General features: G+C 59.9%; 18 protein-coding genes. 12 read left to right on the forward strand and 6 right to left on the reverse strand.

From position 1 onward, the window contains the following. Window positions 1-79: 79 nt before the first annotated feature. A complete protein-coding gene (locus PspCFBP13508_RS13640) occupies window positions 80-505 on the reverse strand; it encodes a GNAT family N-acetyltransferase (RefSeq protein WP_137214800.1) in 426 nt (141 codons plus the stop codon). Between the two features lie 152 nt (window positions 506-657). Between PspCFBP13508_RS13640 and PspCFBP13508_RS13645 the strand changes: the two genes are divergently transcribed. The 7 genes from PspCFBP13508_RS13645 to PspCFBP13508_RS13675 all read left to right on the forward strand — a co-directional run bounded on the left by PspCFBP13508_RS13645 (window position 658) and on the right by PspCFBP13508_RS13675 (window position 7074). Beyond that, window positions 658-1098, forward strand: coding sequence for a hemerythrin domain-containing protein (locus PspCFBP13508_RS13645; RefSeq protein ID WP_016775257.1), 441 nt, complete (start codon window positions 658-660; stop codon window positions 1096-1098). Window positions 1099-1305: 207 nt separating this feature from the next. After that, window positions 1306-1941: a lytic polysaccharide monooxygenase auxiliary activity family 9 protein gene (locus tag PspCFBP13508_RS13650; RefSeq protein WP_137214801.1), complete on the forward strand. Its 636-nt coding sequence runs from the start codon at window positions 1306-1308 to the stop codon at window positions 1939-1941. A 98-nt stretch (window positions 1942-2039) separates the two neighbouring features. Beyond that, complete coding sequence (locus tag PspCFBP13508_RS13655; RefSeq protein ID WP_137214802.1) at window positions 2040-2627, forward strand: NUDIX domain-containing protein; 588 nt, start codon at window positions 2040-2042, stop codon at window positions 2625-2627. A 147-nt stretch (window positions 2628-2774) separates the two neighbouring features. Beyond that, complete coding sequence (gene ggt / locus PspCFBP13508_RS13660; protein WP_137214803.1) at window positions 2775-4502, forward strand: gamma-glutamyltransferase; 1728 nt, start codon at window positions 2775-2777, stop codon at window positions 4500-4502. Window positions 4503-4567: 65 nt separating this feature from the next. Further along, the gene (locus tag PspCFBP13508_RS13665) at window positions 4568-5101 is read left to right on the forward strand and encodes a cysteine hydrolase family protein (RefSeq protein WP_137214804.1); all 534 of its coding nucleotides are present in this window, start codon (window positions 4568-4570) and stop codon (window positions 5099-5101) included. Between the two features lie 188 nt (window positions 5102-5289). Further along, on the forward strand, window positions 5290-6303 hold the full coding sequence (locus PspCFBP13508_RS13670) for a lysozyme inhibitor LprI family protein (protein ID WP_137214805.1): 1014 nt from the start codon (window positions 5290-5292) through the stop codon (window positions 6301-6303). Between the two features lie 135 nt (window positions 6304-6438). Beyond that, window positions 6439-7074 (forward strand): hypothetical protein, encoded by a 636-nt coding sequence (locus PspCFBP13508_RS13675; protein ID WP_130912885.1) that lies wholly within the window; start codon window positions 6439-6441, stop codon window positions 7072-7074. Window positions 7075-7114: 40 nt separating this feature from the next. On the opposite strand, the gene PspCFBP13508_RS13680 is transcribed toward PspCFBP13508_RS13675, so the two are convergent. Next, window positions 7115-7660, reverse strand: coding sequence for a hypothetical protein (locus tag PspCFBP13508_RS13680; RefSeq protein WP_130912886.1), 546 nt, complete (start codon window positions 7658-7660; stop codon window positions 7115-7117). 202 nt (window positions 7661-7862) lie between these two features. Between PspCFBP13508_RS13680 and PspCFBP13508_RS13685 the strand changes: the two genes are divergently transcribed. After that, window positions 7863-9308, forward strand: coding sequence for a SulP family inorganic anion transporter (locus PspCFBP13508_RS13685; RefSeq protein ID WP_137214806.1), 1446 nt, complete (start codon window positions 7863-7865; stop codon window positions 9306-9308). On the opposite strand, the gene PspCFBP13508_RS13690 is transcribed toward PspCFBP13508_RS13685, so the two are convergent. Continuing rightward, a complete protein-coding gene (locus PspCFBP13508_RS13690; RefSeq protein WP_137214807.1) occupies window positions 9276-11507 on the reverse strand; it encodes a response regulator in 2232 nt (743 codons plus the stop codon). The genes PspCFBP13508_RS13685 and PspCFBP13508_RS13690 overlap by 33 nt on opposite strands. 186 nt (window positions 11508-11693) lie before the next feature. Continuing rightward, window positions 11694-12212: a carboxymuconolactone decarboxylase family protein gene (locus tag PspCFBP13508_RS13695; RefSeq protein WP_110645511.1), complete on the reverse strand. Its 519-nt coding sequence runs from the start codon at window positions 12210-12212 to the stop codon at window positions 11694-11696. Window positions 12213-12343: 131 nt separating this feature from the next. Between PspCFBP13508_RS13695 and PspCFBP13508_RS13700 the strand changes: the two genes are divergently transcribed. Next, entirely contained in the window at window positions 12344-13159 is an 816-nt protein-coding gene (locus PspCFBP13508_RS13700) for an AraC family transcriptional regulator (RefSeq protein WP_130899270.1), read from the forward strand. 3 nt (window positions 13160-13162) lie between these two features. Here the strand turns inward: PspCFBP13508_RS13700 and PspCFBP13508_RS13705 are convergent, their stop codons facing one another. Next, window positions 13163-14056 (reverse strand): DMT family transporter, encoded by an 894-nt coding sequence (locus PspCFBP13508_RS13705; protein WP_137214808.1) that lies wholly within the window; start codon window positions 14054-14056, stop codon window positions 13163-13165. A gap of 89 nt (window positions 14057-14145) precedes the next feature. On the opposite strand from PspCFBP13508_RS13705, the gene PspCFBP13508_RS13710 reads away from it, so the two are divergent. Continuing rightward, window positions 14146-15477, forward strand: coding sequence for a PLP-dependent aminotransferase family protein (locus PspCFBP13508_RS13710; RefSeq protein ID WP_137214809.1), 1332 nt, complete (start codon window positions 14146-14148; stop codon window positions 15475-15477). 40 nt (window positions 15478-15517) lie between these two features. After that, complete coding sequence (locus PspCFBP13508_RS13715; RefSeq protein WP_137214810.1) at window positions 15518-15901, forward strand: cytochrome c family protein; 384 nt, start codon at window positions 15518-15520, stop codon at window positions 15899-15901. Window positions 15902-16417: 516 nt separating this feature from the next. Here the strand turns inward: PspCFBP13508_RS13715 and PspCFBP13508_RS13720 are convergent. Continuing rightward, the gene (locus PspCFBP13508_RS13720; RefSeq protein WP_137214811.1) at window positions 16418-18073 is read right to left on the reverse strand and encodes a diguanylate cyclase; all 1656 of its coding nucleotides are present in this window, start codon (window positions 18071-18073) and stop codon (window positions 16418-16420) included. Between the two features lie 175 nt (window positions 18074-18248). Here PspCFBP13508_RS13720 and PspCFBP13508_RS13725 point away from each other — a divergent pair, with 175 nt between their 5' ends. After that, complete coding sequence (locus PspCFBP13508_RS13725) at window positions 18249-18584, forward strand: hypothetical protein (protein ID WP_101162605.1); 336 nt, start codon at window positions 18249-18251, stop codon at window positions 18582-18584. The last annotated feature ends 56 nt before the right edge of the window (window positions 18585-18640 follow it).

Below are 18640 nucleotides of genomic sequence, written 5' to 3' on the forward strand. Positions count from 1 at the left end.
CTTTCGCGAGCAGGCTCGCTCCCACAGGTTGTAATGCGTTGCACTGTGGGAGCGAGCCTGCTCGCGAATACGGCATGACTCAATCGATCAGGCGCTTCTGAAAGTAGTGCCGCTTGTGCCCCGGTGGGTAGTCAACGATTTCCCCAAACTGGCTGAACCCCAGCTTCCTGTAGAACTCCGGCGCCTGAAAATCGAAGGTGTCGAGCCAGAGGCCGTAGCAATTCTTTTCCCTGGCCAGGGCTTCCGCCTGAGCCATCAATTTCGAGCCGATCCCCTGTCCGCGACCCTGTTCCGGCACGGACAGCAGCTCGATGAACATCCAGCGAAAAATCATTCGCCCGTACAAACCGCCCAGTATTTCGCCATTCTGGTCTTTGACCATCAAGGCGAACGGCTCGGATTTAGAACCGCCGGTTTGATCATCGTTGTACTCGATCAGTGGCTGCAGAATGGCCTGACGCTGTTCCTCGGTAGGATTCTGCGTCAACTCGATACGCAAATTCATGCATGACTTCCTTGTGTAATTGAAAGCCCAGCCTAACGCGTCCGGGCAAGCGTCTCCAAGCCCTTCGATCAAACAAGCGGAACCGTCAAACCAGCGTTGCGGTCTAGGCTTTTATCGCGTCTTTCCCTGAGCGCGATTGATGAGGAAATCCCGTGAATATTTTTGAAGCCCTGCGCGAAAGCCACGAGCGCCAGCGCACTTACGCCAAGGCTTTGATCGCGACCAGCGGCGACAGCCCTGAGCGGGTCGAGGCCTACAAGCAGCTCAAAGCAGAACTGCAAGCGCATGAAACCGCTGAAGAGCGGCATTTCTACATTCCGTTGATGGAAATCGATGAAGGCGTGGACCTGAGCCGCCACGCCATCGCCGAACACCACGAAATGGACGAGATGATGGAAGAGCTCGACGAGACCGAAATGTCCAGTCCGGCCTGGCTGGCCACGGCCAAAAAGCTTTCCGACAAGGTTCATCACCACCTCGAGGAAGAAGAGCACAAATTCTTCCAGATGGCCGGCAAGCTGCTCGACGATAAACAGAAAACCCAACTCGCCGGGCAGTACGAAAAGGAGTATCAGGCGCAACTGTCTGAATGACCAAAGGCGACTCGGCGTGTAGGTGTTCAGCTACACGTTGAGTGCGATGTGTCGACTGGTACTGGTTATCCATCCAGTCTTTTCGGGTTTTCGACGTCCTGCACAGTCGCATCGTGACAAAGGCGCCGATGGACAAAAAATTCACCTCCGCTAGCTTGAAGGCCTCTCCTCGGGAAGGAGAGTTCTCAAATCAACGGAGTGAAGAAGATGAATCAGGCAATCCCACAAACCCAACTCAAACACGGTCGTGTCATCTCGCCAGCGAGTCGCGGCGCAGTGGCCATCGACCTCGGCCTGCTCGGCGCTTGGCAAGTCAATGAAATGGAGGGCGGCAAGAACTTTCCGGCCCTGGACGCCGGACCTTTCCCGCAACCTTTCGAGACCGACTCGGACAGCGTCGCGCCGCCGGCCGATGGCCACATTCTCAGCGGCGGCAAGACCGATGCCCGCGATTGCGTCAATTGCACCGGCGAGGAGATGAGCAAGAAGCTCGGCCGTTTATTCAACTGGCCGCTGCTCAACGTCCATCCGGGCCAGATTCTTGAGGTCAGCTGGGCCTACACCGCGCCGCACACCACCCGTGGTTATCGCTGGCTGATCACCAAAGACGGCTGGGATCCACAGCAACGCATCAGCCGTGCGCAGCTGGAAACCCAGCCGTTCTTCGAAGACTTCTACCCGCAAGTGCCGTATTACAGCCATGCTGATGAATTGAAGGCCAAGGTCGATCATCAAGTGAAGCTGCCTGCGAACAAGCAGGGTCATCACGTCATTGTGCTGATGTGGATCGTCGCCAACACCGGCAACGCTTTCTACCAGGCCTTCGACGTCGACTTCCAGTAACCGCGGGAGCGGAACGAGCCCGGTAGCGCTGCCGGGCTTTTTTTGTCTGCGCAATTGTCCGACCATGGCAGTCCCCCACGAAGACAGGATCAGACGCGATGTCCAACACAGCCGAACGGGTCAACATCGTCGACACTCAGGTGTTGTCCCACGACTGGTATCTGCTGAAGAAAATCACCTTCGATTACCACCGCAACAACGGCGAGTGGCAGCGCCAGACCCGCGAGGTCTACGACCGGGGCAACGGCGCGGCGATTCTGCTGTTCAACCGCGAAAACCGCACGGTGGTGCTGACCCGCCAGTTTCGTTTGCCGGTGTTCGTCAATGGTCACGATGGTTTGCTCATCGAGGTGGCGGCGGGGTTGCTGGAAGGTGCCGCCCCAGAGCAACGCATTCGTGACGAAGCCGAGGAGGAAACCGGTTATCGCGTGCACGACGTGAAAAAAGTATTCGAGGCGTACATGAGTCCCGGTTCGGTGACGGAGAAACTGCACTTCTTTATCGCTGAATACGACGCCGCGTCCAAAGTCAGCGACGGTGGTGGCCTGGAAGAGGAAACCGAAGAACTGGAAGTGCTCGAGTGGGGCTTCGATGAGGCACTGGCAGCGTTTCAACGCGGCGAGATCTGCGATGCCAAGACCATCATGCTGTTGCAGTACGCGGCGATGAACAACCTCTTCGCTTGATTCGGGCAGGAGCTGCCGACGGCTGCGATGGCTCAGCATACTGGCTGAACGGGGAGGCGCAATACGTAAAGCCGACCATACTGCTTGTTGCTCCTGAAGCGTTGCCCTGCGTTTGCGCAGTCCCCGAAAACAAAAAGAGATCGACTCATGAAGTACGAACCTTTGGCCAGATCGCTCATTGCGACCTCCCTGGCGCTCAGCTGTCTCATGGCTCACGCGGCATCAGTGGCGCCGGTTGCGGCGGAAAACGGCATGGTGGTCACCGCGCAACATCTGGCGACCCATGTGGGTGTCGATGTGTTGAAAAGCGGCGGCAACGCCGTGGATGCGGCGGTCGCGGTGGGCTATGCGCTGGCGGTGGTCTATCCGGCTGCGGGCAACCTCGGCGGCGGCGGGTTCATGACCATTCAACTGGCGGACGGGCGCAAGAGCTTTCTCGATTTCCGCGAAAAAGCGCCGCTGGCAGCGACCGCCAACATGTATCTGGACAAGGACGGTAACGTCATCCCGGACCTGAGCACCCGCGGGCACCTGGCGGTCGGCGTGCCGGGTACAGTGTCTGGCATGGAGCTGGCGCTGAGCAAATACGGCACCAAACAGCGCAAGGAGATGATTGCCCCGGCGATCAAACTGGCCGAAGACGGTTTCGAACTGCAACAGGGCGATGTCGAGTTGCTTGAGTACGCGACGGATGTGTTCAAGAAGGACATGCGCGATTCCGGCTCGATCTTCCTCAGCAACGGCGAGCCGATGCAGGTCGGGCAGAAACTGGTGCAAAAGGATCTGGCGAAAACCCTGCGGACGATTTCCGACAAGGGCGCCGACGGCTTCTACAAAGGCTGGGTCGCCGATGCCATCGTCACCTCCAGTCAGGCCAACAAAGGCATCATCACCCAGGCTGACCTGGACAAATACAAAACCCGCGAACTGGCCCCGGTTGAGTGCGATTATCGCGGCTATCACGTGGTCTCGGCGCCACCGCCAAGCTCCGGCGGGGTGGTGATCTGCCAGATCATGAATATCCTCGAAGGCTATCCGATGAAGGACCTGGGCTTCCATTCGGCTCAGGGCATGCACTACCAGATCGAAGCGATGCGCCACGCGTACGTCGATCGCAACAGCTACCTTGGCGATCCGGATTTCGTGAAAAATCCCATCGAGCATCTGCTGGACAAGAACTATGCGACCAAACTGCGCAACGCCATCCAGCCGCAAAAGGCCGGCGTGTCGGCTGAGCTCAAACCCGGTGTAGCGCCGCATGAAGGCAGCAACACCACGCACTATTCGATCGTCGACAAGTGGGGCAATGCCGTTTCGGTCACTTACACCCTTAATGACTGGTTCGGCGCCGGCGTGATGGCGAGCAAGACCGGGGTGATCCTCAACGACGAAATGGACGACTTCACCTCCAAGGTCGGCGTGCCGAACATGTACGGTCTGGTTCAGGGGGAAGCCAATGCCATCGCACCGGGCAAAGCGCCGCTGTCGTCGATGAGTCCGACCATCGTCACCAAGGATGGCAAAGTGGTGATGGTGGTCGGCACGCCGGGTGGTAGCCGGATCATCACCGCGACCTTGCTGACCATGCTCAACGTCATCGATTACGGCATGGGCTTGCAGGAAGCGGTCGACGCGCCGCGCTTCCATCAGCAGTGGATGCCGGAGGAAACCAACCTCGAAGACTTCGCCGCCAGCCCGGATACGAAAAAGCTCCTCGAGAGCTGGGGCCACAAGTTTGCCGGCCCGCAGGATCCCAACCACATCGCCGCGATTCTGGTCGGCGCGCCGTCACTGGACGGCAAACCGGTTGGCAAGAATCGCTTCTACGGCGCCAACGATCCACGGCGCAATACCGGCTTGTCTTTGGGTTACTGAGCGGAGTAAAAAGGGGCGGGCGCAGGTCCGCCCCATTCTCAAGGACTGATCAAGGAAGGCTCGACATGACCACCGCATTACTGATCATCGATGTCCAGCAAGCCCTGTGTGCTGGTGAATATCAGTGCTTTGAAATCGACCGCGTGATCGCCACGATCAACGATCTGAGCCAGCGCGCCCGCGACGCTGGCGTTCCGGTAGTGTTGATCCAGCATGAAGAAAAGGACGGTCCGTTCGTGCATGGTGCGGACGGTTGGCAACTGGCTAACGGTCTGCTGACTTCGACGAAAGACCTGCGTGTAGGCAAAACTACCGGGGACTCTTTCTACCAGACCGATCTCGGCAAGCTGCTGCCCAGCGAGGACTTCGAACGCCTGATCATCTGCGGCCTGCAAACCGATTACTGCGTCAACGCCACGGTGCGCAGCGCGCATTCACTGGGCTACGACATCGTCGTCGCGCAGGATGCGCATTCGACGGTGGATAACGGCAACATGAGCGCCGAGGACATCATTGCCGAACACAACAAGGACTTCGCCGCCCTGACCAGTTCCGTGGCGCGAATCGACGTCAAACCGGCAGCCCAAATCACCTTCTGAACTCACACAAAACCCCTGTGGGAGCGAGCCTGCTCGCGAAAGCGCTGTTACAGCCAACATCAAACCGACTGATATACCGCCTTCGCGAGCAGGCTCGCTCCCACAGGGGTGAGCAGGCTCTACGACAACGGCGATTTACGGCAGCAGCACTGGCATACTCCCCGCCGCCCGAAGAATGGAATCTCTCGATGTTCGCTATCTCCCTGCGTCACGCCGTGGCGCTGACCTCTCTCGTCCTTGCCTGCACCGCTCACGCCAGCAGTTTCGATTGCACCAGCGCCGCCAGCAAAACCGAAAAAGCCATCTGCAGCGATCCCTACCTCTCAACCCTTGACGACAAGCTCGCCGAGCAATGGCGGACAACGCTGGGCAAAGTTGCCGATCCCAAGGCTCTGAAAACCGACCAACGCCAATGGCTGAAAAACCGCAACGCCTGCGGTGCCCTGAGCGCATGTCTGCGGCGCGAATACCTGATGCGCCTCACCGAGCTCGAACACGCGGTTCAGCCCTTCAGTTGGGATGCCAACTGGCAACTGATCCCGCCCGGCACCTCGACCTCGGCGACGCTTGTCACCCAACGTCGTGATGCTACACATATCGCCATCGATATCTCGGCAGGCGAGGGCGCCAATTCCGGAGACTTGACTGGCGTTGCCATACTCACGGATGGAACAGCCGTGTACGCCGAGGACGCCTGCAAACTCGCCTTCACGCCCATCAATGGCGTACTGAACGTCACGCAAACCGGTGTGGACTCCGACTGCGGCGGAGGCATGGGCGTGTATTACGCCGGTCGGTACGTTGCTTCCGAACAACCGCTGAAGCTGGATTACGATCTGCTCAGCCTCGGTCTGGCTCGCACGCCCGCAGAAGATCAGGCACTGCGTTCGCTGCTCAAGACTGACTACCAGAAACTCGTGGAAACCTCCGGTTCATTGCAGATCGGCGAGGCCTCAAAAGATGTGCCCGATGCTCAGGTGGTAGAAATGTGGATGCGTGGTCTGGGTGGCATCGGCATCCTGATGAGTGCCGACGACGCGCAGGTCTGGCTGATCTTCAAAAGCTACGATGACCGCGGCAAGGAACATCTTCGTTACTACACCAATGCGCAGCAGTGGAAGCAGAAGCTCCCTGATGTTCTGCAAGCCTGGTATGAGCGCTTCAAAAACAATGGAACGTCGGAACTGGAATTCATGCCCTGACCATGCTCGAAGCTTCGATGCGAACTATTTTTTCCCTTCAGCCTTTTCATAATCGATTGCTGTCTCTAGAATCCGCCCGCTTCTGCGGTGGAGGCGCATTGCCATCATCTGGTAATCATCTAAGGGACGGACATCATGCAATTCGGGAAAATGCTGGCGCTGGGGCTGGTTCTTGCGCTGGGCGGTTGTGCCAGTTTCACCAAAGACGAAGTGGCCCCGGTGACACTGCCGTCGATGGCCAACTACGCCAACAAGCCAAACGTCTACGTCGATTTCGACTTTTACCAGGGCGAACCGAAAAGTGCCTCGGCAGTGGAAGTGCCGCAAGCGCGCGATCAACTCAAGCCACAGCTGCAGAAGATTCTTGCCGATTCCGGACTGTTTGGTCGGGTCACGCTGGACGAATTCGAGAAACAGCCGGGTGACTACAGCCTGCGTCTGAAAATGTACAACCATCCACCGAACGCCGGTTCCATGGTGCTGGCCTTCATCAGTGGTTTGAGCATGATGATCATCCCGGCCTACGGCAGCGATCAGTACACCCTGAGCCTGGAAGCGCAGGATGGGCAGGGTCAGGCCGTGACGACGGCGAGCAACCACGACGCCGTGGGCACCTGGATCGGCATCTGGTTCATTCCGCTGATGGCCAACACGCCGAAGGACGCGGTGAACGACACCTTCACCCGTCAGGTCAATGCGCTGCTCAAGCAGATGGTTGATAACAACAACCTGAAGTACTCGGCACTGGACGCCGGTATTCCCCGGGCATGAAGCCAAAAAAGAGCCGCAATCGCGGCTCTTTTTTTGTCGGTTACTTCAGCGCCTGGATAAATTTCGGATCGCTGTACAGCTCTTTGAGCAAATCACGCAGCATCGGGTTGTAGGCGTTGACCGCGTTCGGGATCGCGATGAAACCGAAGAAGCTGCTGCTCCACTGGCTGCTGACATCTTTGGTCGCGTCGTACACCACATCACTGCCGTTGAGCAGAGTGAAGCGTGCAGCGAGCTGGCCGTCGCCTGTGCCCATCCCGGCGGACAGGTTGTTTTTCACCACAAGAACCTTTAACTGACGCTGAGCCTGCGGGTCGAGCAGACCGGCCTTGCGCAGTTCTTCGGTGATGGCGTCCTGAATGTGCGCCGGGATGCTGCCGGACGGCGAGCGGACAGGGTTGGCGCGAACTACCAGAGAACCTTCGCCTGATTCGGCGGTGACCTGCGGATTGCTGATCGCATTCAGAGGCGGGGTCTGCTTGAGCTTCTGAACGTTTTCATAACTCGGCTCGTAGCGGGTCATGGTCATACCACAACCTTGCAGCAGCAGCGCCAGCATCGGGATCAACAGCAGAGACTTCTTCACGGCAATACCTTGCACAGAACATAAGGGGGTGCGAATTATGGGCAGAGTGCCATCATTGAGCAATCAGGTTTTCCATTCCCAGCCCGCGCCAACCGATGTCAGTGTTTCACTGGCCCGAGGCCGAACAATTCCGTAACATTCGCCTCCCTCTTTTTTCGCGAAAACAGCGGCCGTGCTCGACGGCCGCTCTGTCAGGTAAGCCATGAAACCGATTCGTCTGCGCGCCGATGTCCTCGCCGGACTCACCACCTCGTTCGCCCTGTTGCCCGAATGCATTGCTTTCGCGCTGGTCGCGCATCTCAATCCGCTGATGGGCCTGTACGGCGCGTTCATCATTTGCACGCTGACAGCGTTGTTTGGCGGCCGACCGGGCATGGTTTCCGGTGCGGCGGGTTCGATGGCGGTGGTGATCGTCGCGCTGGTGGTGCAACACGGCGTGCAATATCTGCTGGCAACGGTGCTGCTCGGTGGTCTGATCATGATGGCGTTCGGGCTGTTGCGCTTGGGCAAACTGGTGCGCATGGTGCCGCATCCGGTGATGCTCGGTTTCGTCAACGGCTTGGCGATCATCATCGCCCTGGCGCAACTGGAGCATTTCAAAAGCGGCGAGCACTGGCTCAGCGGTACGCCGCTGTACCTGATGACCGGGCTGGTGCTGCTGACCATGGCCATCGTTTACATCCTGCCGCGCCTGACCAAAGCGGTGCCGCCGGCGCTGGTGGCGATCCTTGGCGTCGGCCTGCTGGTTTACCTGTTCGGCTTGCCGACCCGCACCCTCGGCGACATGGCGCACATCGCCGGCGGTCTGCCGACTTTCGCCATGCCGGACATTGCGTGGAGCCTGGAAACCCTGCGCATCATCGCCCCGTACGCGATCCTGATGGCGATGGTCGGCCTGCTGGAAACCCTGCTGACGCTGAACCTGACCGACGAAATCACCGAAACCCGTGGCTATCCGGATCGTGAGTGCGTGGCGCTCGGCGCGGCGAACATGGTGTCCGGCGCGTTCGGCGGCATGGGTGGTTGCGCGATGATCGGCCAGACCGTAATCAATCTCAGCTCCGGCGGGCGCGGGCGCATGTCTGGCGTGGTTGCCGGGGTGCTGATTCTGTTGTTCATTCTGTTTCTGTCACCGCTGATCGAGCGTATTCCGCTCGCCGCGCTGGTCGGGGTGATGTTCGTGGTGTCGCAGCAGACCTTCGCCTGGGCTTCGTTGCGAGTGATCAACAAGGTGCCGCTGCACGATGTGCTGGTAATCATCGCCGTGACCACCATCACCGTGTTCACCGACCTGGCCACGGCCGTGCTGTGCGGGATCATCATCGCCGCGCTCAATTTCGCCTGGCAGCAGGCCCGCGAACTGTACGCCGATGAACATCTGGAAGCGGACGGCAGCAAGCTCTATCGCCTGCACGGCACGCTGTTCTTTGCCTCGACCACGCCGTTTCTCAACCAATTCGATCCGGCCAACGATCCGGCCAAAGTCACTCTCGACTGCCGACACCTGAGCTTTGTCGATTACTCGGCGATTGCCGCGTTGAAAACCCTGCGTGAGCGCTACGCCAAGGCTGGCAAGCATCTCCAGGTGTTTCATCTGTCGGAGCGCTGCAAAAAATTACTCAAGCGCGCCGGCGTCGATCACGACTGAAATCGCGGGCGTTGCATCCTTGAGCCAGGTCTTGCCGAGAATTCGCGAGACCTGTTCGGCGGAGTAGGGCTTGGCGAGAAATTCGAAACCTTCGTAACCGCTGCGGGCCAGTTCTTCGCTATAGCCAGAGGTCAGAATCACCGGCAGATCGGGACGGCGCTGGCGCAACTCCTTGGCCAATGCGACGCCGGTGATGCCCGGCATTACCACGTCGGAAAACACCGCATCGAACGCCATGGCATCGCCGCCGGCCAGTTGCAGGGCTTCTTCGGCGTTGGTCGCCCACGCGGTTTCATAGCCCAGGTCCTGAAGGATCTGGTTGGCGAAACGGCCGACGTCGAGATTGTCTTCGACCACCAGCACCCGGCGTTTTTCGCAGGCCGGCTGCACCTCGCCATCGTCCTCGGTATCGTCGAGTTCAGCCTCGTCCGCCGGCACTTGCGGCAAATACAAGGTGAACTCAGTGCCTTGGCCAATCACGCTTGAAACATCGACGTTGCCACCCGATTGCTTGGCGAAGCCGAACACCTGCGACAGCCCCAGACCCGTGCCTTTGCCGACAGCCTTGGTGGTAAAGAACGGTTCGAAGATGTGTTCGAGGGTGTGTGCGTCGATGCCGGCACCGGTGTCGGCCAAGGCAATCGACACGAAATGGCTGCTGGACCCAGCGTGGCCGCGAATCGGCGGCAGCGCTTTATGGCACTCCAGGCGCAATTTCAGCTCACCCTGACCATTCATGGCGTCGCGAGCGTTCAGGGCGATGTTGATCAACGCGGTTTCAAACTGACTGAGATCGACGCGGATGTAGCAGGGGTGATCCGGGCGCTCGACGCACACGTGAATCTGCGCGCCGGTGACCGATTCGAGCATCTCGCCGATGTTTGCCAAACGTTCGCCGGCGTCGACTACCTGCGGATTGAGCGGCTGACGGCGGGCGAAGGCGAGCAACTGGCTGGTCAGCTTGGAGGCGCGCTCGACCGTATCGGAAACCGCGCGCATGTAGCGCTGGCGGCGTTCTTCCGGGAGGTTGGGCTGGCGCAGAAAATCCACCGACGAGCGAATGATCGTCAGCAAATTGTTGAAATCGTGGGCCACGCCGCCGGTCAATTGGCCGATGGCTTCGAGCTTCTGCGACTGGCGCAGCGCCGACTCGGCCTGGGCCAGACGCAGGCTGCGCTCTTCGACCCGTTGCTCCAGCGTGGCATTGAGTTCGGCCAATGCAAGCAAGCCCTCGCGCACGTTGGCATCGGCGCGCACCCGTTCGATGTGCGCCCAGCAACGTTCGGTGACTTCGCTGAGCAGCGCCTGTTCGAAGCTCGACCAGACACGCGGCACTTTGTCGTGAATGGCCATTAACGCGGTAAGACGGCCTTGCTTGATCAGCGGCACGCAAATGGTGGCGGTGATGCCTATGCCCTGAAAGGTCGCTGATTCTTCCGGCGGCAATTCGCTGCGGTTGTCGTGGATCACCAAAGGTTGACCCGCGCGCAGAAGACGTACTGCTTTCTCGCCGAAATCGCGCAAACGGTAGTGGCCGACGATGCTCGGCGAACCCGGCGCTGCATAGTCGCCGCGAATGGTGAAACCATCTTCGTCGGCATCCATGTCGGCGTAGGCGCAATTGGACAGACGCAGTTGCTCGACCATCAGCCGCGTGCTTGCCGCCAGGATTGCTTGCGCATCCGTGGCATTGGTCACCGCTTCGCCGATGGCATCGAGGACGGCCAGGCGTCGGTTGAGATAAACGGTCTGGGTGGTCTCGGTGACGGTGTCGATCATGCCGACGACATTGCCGTGGGAGTCGCGAATCGGGCTGTAGCAAAAAGTGAAGAACGCCTGCTCCGGGCCTTTGCCGCGTTCGATCTGCAGAGCGAAGTTTTCGATGTAAGTGGCCTGGCCGGCGTACGCGGCCTCAGCAATCGGGCTGATCTCGTGCCAGGCTTCCTTCCAGATGTCGCTGAAAGGGCGTCCCAACGCGTGCGGCTTGTCGCCGAGAATCGGTACGAAGGCGTCGTTATAGAGTGTGATGAGTTGCGGGCCCCAGACGATCGCCTGAGGGAAATGCGAGGCGAGACTGAGCGAGACAGTGGTCTTGAGTACATCGGGCCAGTTTTCCAACGGGCCGAGGGGCGAATTTGCCCAGTCGTGACGGCGGATCTGCCCGGCCATCTCGCCGTTGTCTTGCAACCAGTCTGTCATGGGGTTCGTGTCTTTCCGGGCATTTGTCTGAGAACAAAGACCTGCGCACAGGCTGTTTGGTTTCAGCGCACCAGACACTGTTTGCGCTGCGAATTATTCTGACCTACATCATGGCAGCAAAAAACAGCGGTGGCGAAAAGAGCGTCTTTTCGCCACCGGTTTTATCCTCGGATCGTGAGCGACTGCTCAGGCCTCGACGGCCGGGAAGTCAATGTCGGTCAGCGCCGTGTTGTTCAGGTAGTTGGTCAATGTCTGCACGGCGACCAGGGCAATCACTTCGATGATCTTGCGGTCATCGATACCGGCAGCGCGAGCGGCGGCCAACTGTTCATCGCTCAAGTGGCCACGGGTTTCGGTCAGTTGGCGGGCGAGGGCGGCGTAGGCATTCAGTTCGCCATGACGTGCCGCGATGATGTCCTGCGCCGACAGCCCGGCTTTGCCGGCGAACACGGTGTGTGCGGACAGGCAATAGTCGCAACCGTTGACCTGCGAAGTGGCGAGGTAGATGGCTTCCTTCTCTTTGCCGCTCAATGAGGTCTTGCCGAGGATGGCCGAGGCTTGCAGGTAAGTGTCGAATGCAACCGGCGCCTGGGCGAGGGTGGTGAAGACGTTGGGCAGGAAGCCGATTTTTTTCTTTACGCCTTCCAGTGCGGGACGGGTGGCGTCGGTGGCGGTGTCGAGGCTGATTGCAGGGATGCGGCTCATGGTGATTCTCCGAAAATCCGCGGCGAAGTGCAGCGGCGATGGAGAGATCTTAGGGGCTGCCAATGGCGCTTTGGCGGCAAATCGTCGAGGATATGCGGCAGATCGTCCAGATATGCCTTCGGGAGTCAGCCATGGATCGCCTTTCCACATTACTCAGTCATTTCGGTGTGAACGCCGGCACCTTCCATAGCGGCGCGTTTTGCGGCGTGAGCGTTCACCAAGGCGAACCGGTCGGCCATGTGCATGTTCTGCAAGCCGGGGCGTTGCTGCTCAAACCGGGCAACGAGCGGGAAATTCGCCTGGAAGAACCGTCGCTGATTTTCTTTCCCCGGCCTTTCACTCACCGGATGTTTGCCGACGAGGCCATGGCCAGCCAGGTGGTGTGCGCCTCGCTGAGCTTCGACGGTGGCTCAGGCAATGCCCTGGCCGCCGCGTTACCGGACTATCTGGTATTGAAACTCACCGATATCCCGGAATTGCGCAGCACCCTTGACTGGCTGTTCAACGAAGCTTTTGAAGGGCATTGCGGGCGCGTGGCGGTGATGGATCGCCTGTTTGAATTGCTGGTGATTCTGCTGCTGCGCCATCTCATCGGCAGTCGTGATCAGCAACCGGGCATGATGGCCGGGCTGGCGGATCCGCGCGTGTCTCGCGCCTTGAACCTGATCCACGAGCAGCCGCACAAGCCTTGGAGTGTCGCTGATCTCGCTGCAGCGGCGAACCAGTCCCGCGCCGGTTTTGCCGAGCAGTTTCGCCGCGTGGTCGGGCAGACGCCGGCCGATTACCTGTTGAGCTGGCGCGTCAGTCTTGCGCAGAAACGCCTGCGTGAGGGCCGGCCGATTGCACTGATTGCCGAGGAGGTTGGATACGAAAGTCCGTCGGCGCTGGCCCGGGCGTTTCGGCGCAAGACCGGGCTCAGTCCTCGGCAATGGAAAGCCGAACACTGAACATTACCTGGCGAATTTCTTCGCTCCGGCCACGCAAAGAATCACCCCCAGCGTGACGCCGAGCATGCCGACACTGACCTGCTCATGCAGCAACGTCGCCGCCAGTGCCAGACCAAAAAACGGCTGCAGCAACTGCAACTGCCCGACCGCTGCGATTCCACCTTGTGCCAGACCGCGATACCAGAACACGAAGCCGATCAGCATGCTGAACAGCGACACGTAAGCCAGGCACATCCACGCCGAAATGCTGATGCCGGCGAACGAGGCGGGCGCCAGCCACAGGCTCAGCACTGTCATCAGCGGTAACGACAACACCAGCGCCCAACAGATCACCTGCCAGCCGCCGAGGCTGCGCGACAGTTTCGCGCCTTCGGCGTAACCGAGGCCGCAGGCGAGAATCGCCGCAAGCATCAGTAGATCCCCAATCGGCGAGGCGCTCAGTCCCTGGGACAGGGCGAAGCCAACCACCAATGCGCTGCCCAGGATCGAGAAGATCCAGAACACCGGCCGTGGCCGCTCACCGCCACGCAAGACACCAAACATCGCCGTGGCCAGCGGCAGCAATCCTACAAACACAATCGAATGCGCTGACGTTACGTGCTGCAATGCCAACGCGGTCAGCAGCGGAAAACCCAACACCACGCCCAGTGCCACAATCAACAGCGACAGCCACTGATGGCGCGACGGTCGCGGTTGCTTGAACAACAGCAGAAGTGCTACGGCCAGTGCGCCGGCGATCGCTGCTCGCACCACGGTCAGAAACACCGGATCGAATTCCAGCACCGCCAAACGTGTGGCCGGCAGCGAACCGCTGAAAATCAGCACGCCGATAAAACCGTTGATCCAGCCGCTGGTTTTTTCCAGCGCCGGGTGGGCCGCAGTCGATGTTGTGTGCATGTCGGTCGCGCTCAAAAAGTGGCTTGTGTTGTCGTTATCCTAGGGTCGAGAATCAGCACAATCAAAAAATTGTCATGGATACAGCCGACATGCCGCGTTCCCGTTACAAGACCCTGGTTGACCGCTATGCGGCAGACATTCGTGGCGGACGATTGGCGCCGGGCACGCGACTGCCAACGCATCGGCAGCTGGCGAGCCAGGAAGGACTGGCACTGGTTACCGCTTCACGGGTTTATGCCGAGCTTGAAGCGATGGGCCTGGTCAGTGGTGAAGCCGGGCGCGGCACGTTTGTCCGGGAAACGTCGCTGGCGCCGGGGCAGGGCATTGATCAGAAAGATGTCGCGGTCGGCATGATCGACCTGAATTTCAACTATCCCTCCTTGCCAGGTCAGGCTGAACTGTTGCGCACGGCGTTGCGCCAACTGGCGTTGTCCGGTGATCTGGAAGCGCTGTTGCGTTATCAACCCCACGCCGGGCGTGCCCACGAACGCGCCTCGGTGGCGCGACATTTGTCGACACGCGGCGTGGCGGTTGAAGCCGACCAAGTGCTGATCGTCAACGGCGCTCAGCAAGGTTTGGCGGTGACGCTGATGGCTCTGCTCAAACCCGGCGATGTGATTGCCGCCGATGCGCTGACCTATTCGGGATTCAAGGTGCTGGCCGACGCGCTGCATCTGGAAGTGCTGGCGATCCCGATGACGGAGCACGGCCCGGATTTGCCGGCACTGGACAGACTCTGTCGCCAGCGTGCGGTGCGCGCCGTATACAGCATGCCGACGCTGCACAATCCGCTGGGCTGGGTGATGCCACTGGAACAGCGCGAACGATTGGTGGCGATTGCCCGCCGCTATGATCTGACACTTATCGAAGATGCGGCCTACGCGTTTCTGGTCGAGAACCCGCCATGCCCGTTGATTGAACTGGCACCGGAACGGACGTTTTACGTATCGGGCCTGTCGAAAAACATCGCCACCGGATTGCGGGTCGGCTTCATTGCCGCGCCGCTGCTTCAAGTGCCCGCACTGGAGCGAATCATTCGCGCGACGACGTGGAACACCCCCGGGGTGATGACCGCCATTGCCTGTGGTTGGCTCGATGACGGCACCGTCACCGTGCTTGAAGAGCAGAAGCGCAGCGATGCCATGGCTCGACAGGCCTTGGCCGCCGAGGTGCTGAAAGGGCTGCGCTACATTGCTCATCCGGCTTCGTATTTTTTGTGGCTGCCGTTGCCGGAAGACGTGCGTGCCGATCAGATCGTGGTGGAGTTGATGCAGCAGCAGATTTCGGTCACCAGCGCCGAGCCGTTTTCGCTGTCGACCAACACGCCCCACGCGATTCGTCTGGCGCTGGGCTCGGTGGACATGCTGGTGTTGCGTCAGGCGTTGATCACCGTCAGAACGATCATCGGCGCTTATCTGTAAACTGCGCCCACGCCATGCAAAGCGAGGTTTGGACTGCTCAATGAAATTTACCACGACACTGTTTCTGGCCTTGATCTTCAGCGCCAGCGCCAGCGCACGGGCTGAGGGCGATCCTGAGGCCGGGGCGAAAATCTTTCCGCGTCTGTGCGGCGGTTGCCATCAGGTTGGCGAGTCGGCTCGTTCGGGGTTTGGTCCGCAGCTCAACGGCATCATTGGCCGGGCTGCGGGGACTTCGGCCAATTATGTTTATTCCGATGCGATGAAGAACTCGGGGATTATCTGGGATCGGGCGACGTTGAAGGCTTATCTGGAGGATCCGAAAGGGGTGGTGCCGGGGACGCGGATGATTTTCTGGGGGCTGAGTGATGAGGAGAAGCTGGAGAATCTGTTGGCTTATCTGCAGATGTTCAGTGCTGAGCCCTAGTCGGGCGATGGTTTCCTGGCTGATTGAGTACATATCCATTGCTGCGGTAACGGCTGCTTAGGGTTCCGCCCTTACGGCGGGTCACCTTTTTCAAACGCCAAAAAGGTAACCCAAAAGGCTTGCTCCTGCGTTCGGCCCCTCGCAAGCTCGGGGTTCCTTCGCTGCGGGATCGATCCGGGCGCAGCGGCTACGGTTTGCTTCGCTGCACCTCCTTCCGCTGTGTCTGGCTGCGCCAGACGGTCGCTGCGCTCCCACGCCCGGATCAATCCCTCCGCTCAGCCTTCCGACGTCGCCCGTGGATCAAGATCAAAAGCACTCGAGCTAACGCTCATTGTTGAGTGGGGCGGCTTCGCCGCGGGCAGCTGCGCTGCTTTGCTTTTCTGTGGGAGCGAGCCTGCTCGCGAAAGCGGTTCTCCAGCCGGCCCAAATTTCCGCTATTACCCCATCCCTGTGGGAGCTGGCTTGCCAGCGATGGGGTCGGTGAGCCGGCCTGTCTCTGGTTGATATACGCCGGTGTCAGTGGGCATGGAACGCCACCTGATTGCGCCCCGCAGCCTTCGCCTGATACAGCTGCTGATCGGCACGTTTGATGAGTGCCGTGTGGTTGTTGTCTGCCGGATCTGCCAGGCCGAGACCGATACTCACCGTGACGTTGCCGACGCCGGGAAACTGCGCTTCGGCGACCGCCGTGCGAATCTTTTCGGCGACGACTTCCGGAGTGTCGGGTTGTGCGACTTCCGGCAGCAGTACGGCGAACTCTTCGCCGCCGTAGCGGGCGACGAAATCGGTGCTGCGTACGCTGTTCTGGATCAAGGTCGCCAGTTGTTGCAGGACCTCATCACCGACCGCGTGGCCGTGGCTGTCATTGATACGTTTGAAGTGGTCGGCATCGATCAGCAGCAGGGCAAACGGGCGCCCGGTGCGTCGGGACAGCAGTGAGTATTCAGTGATTTTTTCGTCAAAGCGGCGGCGGTTGTAAACGCCGGTCAAACCGTCGTGAGTGGCCAGGCTCAGCAGCTCGGCGTTGGCCTCGGTGAGTGCGGCGGTGCGTTGCGCCACGGTGGCTTCCAGCGAGGCGTTGGCTTCTTGCAGTTCGCGCTCCTTGCCGAGCAGTGATTGCGTCATCGCGTCGATGGACTGGCCGAGCTGGGCGATTTCCAGCACCGGGTGCTGGAGCTGGAACTGTGCGCCGGCCTGGTTGTTTTGCACCTGTTTGGCCGAGCGTGCCAGTTGTTCGATCGGCCGGCTCAGGTACAGCGCCAGATAATAAGCCACCAGACCGAAAACGATGGCGGCGAATACGCCGAGGATCAGCAATTCGTATTGCAGCATCCGCGCCGGTTGCAGCGCAGTCTCCAATGGCTGGCGAATGGCGATCGACCACGACAGCGCCGTTCCCGATGGCGTCGGCACGGTGACCATGCTGGTCAGGTAACCGTTGGCCGCCGTCCAGCCAGGCAATATCGAATCGGTCATTGCCAGTTCTTGACCCATCAGCGCTTCGGGGTAGAGCACCTTGCCGTCGTGGTCGACGATCAGCGCCTGGATATCCGGCGCCGAGTTCTTGTGGGAAAACGCCGCCGACTCGACGATGCGCGTCACCCAGCTCCAGTGCGCATGTGCGCCCAGCACGCCAATCACCTGCCCTTCAGCATTGTGGACTGGCGCGGCGAAATCGATGAAGCGCAGCGGCTCGCCATTGGGCAGGCCCGGCAACAACTTGGCCAGCAACACCGCTTCGTGGGGATCACCGGTGTACTGGCGGCGCAGACCGATCTGGAACCAAGGGCGTTTCTGTACGGATTGGCCAACCAGCAGGTCATTGACGGCCTGGCGCACATTACCCTCGGCGTCGGTGACGCCCATCCACGCATATTCGGCGCGCGCCTGGGTGCGCAACTGCATCGACTTGAGGATGGCTGGATTGTCCAGATCACCACGCTCCAGATGCGGCGCGCGACTGAGCAGGTAGACCTCCAGTTGCCGTTCGCGCAGTTGTTCGCCCAGTAAAGTCGCCGCCGCGCGCGCCGTGTTCAGCAACGCGTTGCCGCTGGCCTGTTTCATCTGCTCGGTAGCAATATGACCGACATAAAAACCCACACTCAACAGCGTCAGCAGGGACAAGCCGCCGAACCACAGGGTGAGATGACTACGCAGACTGGCTTTGAACATGGGGGCGATGTCTGTCTTTATTTGAGTGGCGCCATGGTATGCGACATCGCCGATGACCGGCCAGCGAACCGGTTCATAGAAATGCAATAAGGCTGATACCAATGAGCCATCATTTTGGTTAAGATGCGCGCCGCCCGCGAGACGGATCCCGGGCGTTTCCCCATGGAGTTTTACTGTGAAATACCTCAGCAAAGTAGTCGCCGCCGCACTGTTCGGTGTGGTTCTGGCAGGTTGCACCGGCGCCCCGATGAAAACCGCACATTACGATAGCAACCAGTACACCGTGGTCGGCCACAGCGAAGCCTCGGCCACCGGCCTGCTGCTGTTTGGTGTTATCCCGATCCGCCAGAACAGCCGCTTCGTCCGCGCGCAAGATGCGGCCATCAAAGCCAAGGGCGGCGATGCGATGATCAACACGCAAGTTCAGGAAAACTGGTTCTGGGCCTGGGTCCTGACCGGCTACACCACCACTATCTCCGGTGATGTGGTCAAGCTGAAAACCGCGCAGTAAGCGACGGCTGAATGCAAAAAAGCCCGGCTGATCAGGCCGGGCTTTTTCATGGGGGT

Origin of the sequence: Pseudomonas sp. CFBP13508 (genome assembly GCF_005233515.1) — a bacterium.
Lineage (GTDB): Bacteria > Pseudomonadota > Gammaproteobacteria > Pseudomonadales > Pseudomonadaceae > Aquipseudomonas > Aquipseudomonas mercuritolerans.

Bases quoted from the DNA above. Each gene is read 5' to 3' on its own strand.
- PspCFBP13508_RS13705 (WP_137214808.1), bottom strand. From the start codon at position 14,056: ATGCACACAACATCGACTGCGGCCCACCCGGCGCTGGAAAAAACCAGC.
- PspCFBP13508_RS13715 (WP_137214810.1), top strand. From the start codon at position 15,518: ATGAAATTTACCACGACACTGTTTCTGGCCTTGATCTTCAGCGCCAGC.
- PspCFBP13508_RS13655 (WP_137214802.1), top strand. From the start codon at position 2,040: ATGTCCAACACAGCCGAACGGGTCAACATCGTCGACACTCAGGTGTTG.
- PspCFBP13508_RS13695 (WP_110645511.1), bottom strand. From the start codon at position 12,212: ATGAGCCGCATCCCTGCAATCAGCCTCGACACCGCCACCGACGCCACC.
- ggt (WP_137214803.1), top strand. From the start codon at position 2,775: ATGAAGTACGAACCTTTGGCCAGATCGCTCATTGCGACCTCCCTGGCG.
- PspCFBP13508_RS13700 (WP_130899270.1), top strand. From the start codon at position 12,344: ATGGATCGCCTTTCCACATTACTCAGTCATTTCGGTGTGAACGCCGGC.
- PspCFBP13508_RS13690 (WP_137214807.1), bottom strand. From the start codon at position 11,507: ATGACAGACTGGTTGCAAGACAACGGCGAGATGGCCGGGCAGATCCGC.
- PspCFBP13508_RS13670 (WP_137214805.1), top strand. From the start codon at position 5,290: ATGTTCGCTATCTCCCTGCGTCACGCCGTGGCGCTGACCTCTCTCGTC.
- PspCFBP13508_RS13640 (WP_137214800.1), bottom strand. From the start codon at position 505: ATGAATTTGCGTATCGAGTTGACGCAGAATCCTACCGAGGAACAGCGT.
- PspCFBP13508_RS13720 (WP_137214811.1), bottom strand. From the start codon at position 18,073: ATGTTCAAAGCCAGTCTGCGTAGTCATCTCACCCTGTGGTTCGGCGGC.
- PspCFBP13508_RS13665 (WP_137214804.1), top strand. From the start codon at position 4,568: ATGACCACCGCATTACTGATCATCGATGTCCAGCAAGCCCTGTGTGCT.
- PspCFBP13508_RS13685 (WP_137214806.1), top strand. From the start codon at position 7,863: ATGAAACCGATTCGTCTGCGCGCCGATGTCCTCGCCGGACTCACCACC.
- PspCFBP13508_RS13650 (WP_137214801.1), top strand. From the start codon at position 1,306: ATGAATCAGGCAATCCCACAAACCCAACTCAAACACGGTCGTGTCATC.
- PspCFBP13508_RS13675 (WP_130912885.1), top strand. From the start codon at position 6,439: ATGCAATTCGGGAAAATGCTGGCGCTGGGGCTGGTTCTTGCGCTGGGC.
- PspCFBP13508_RS13710 (WP_137214809.1), top strand. From the start codon at position 14,146: ATGCCGCGTTCCCGTTACAAGACCCTGGTTGACCGCTATGCGGCAGAC.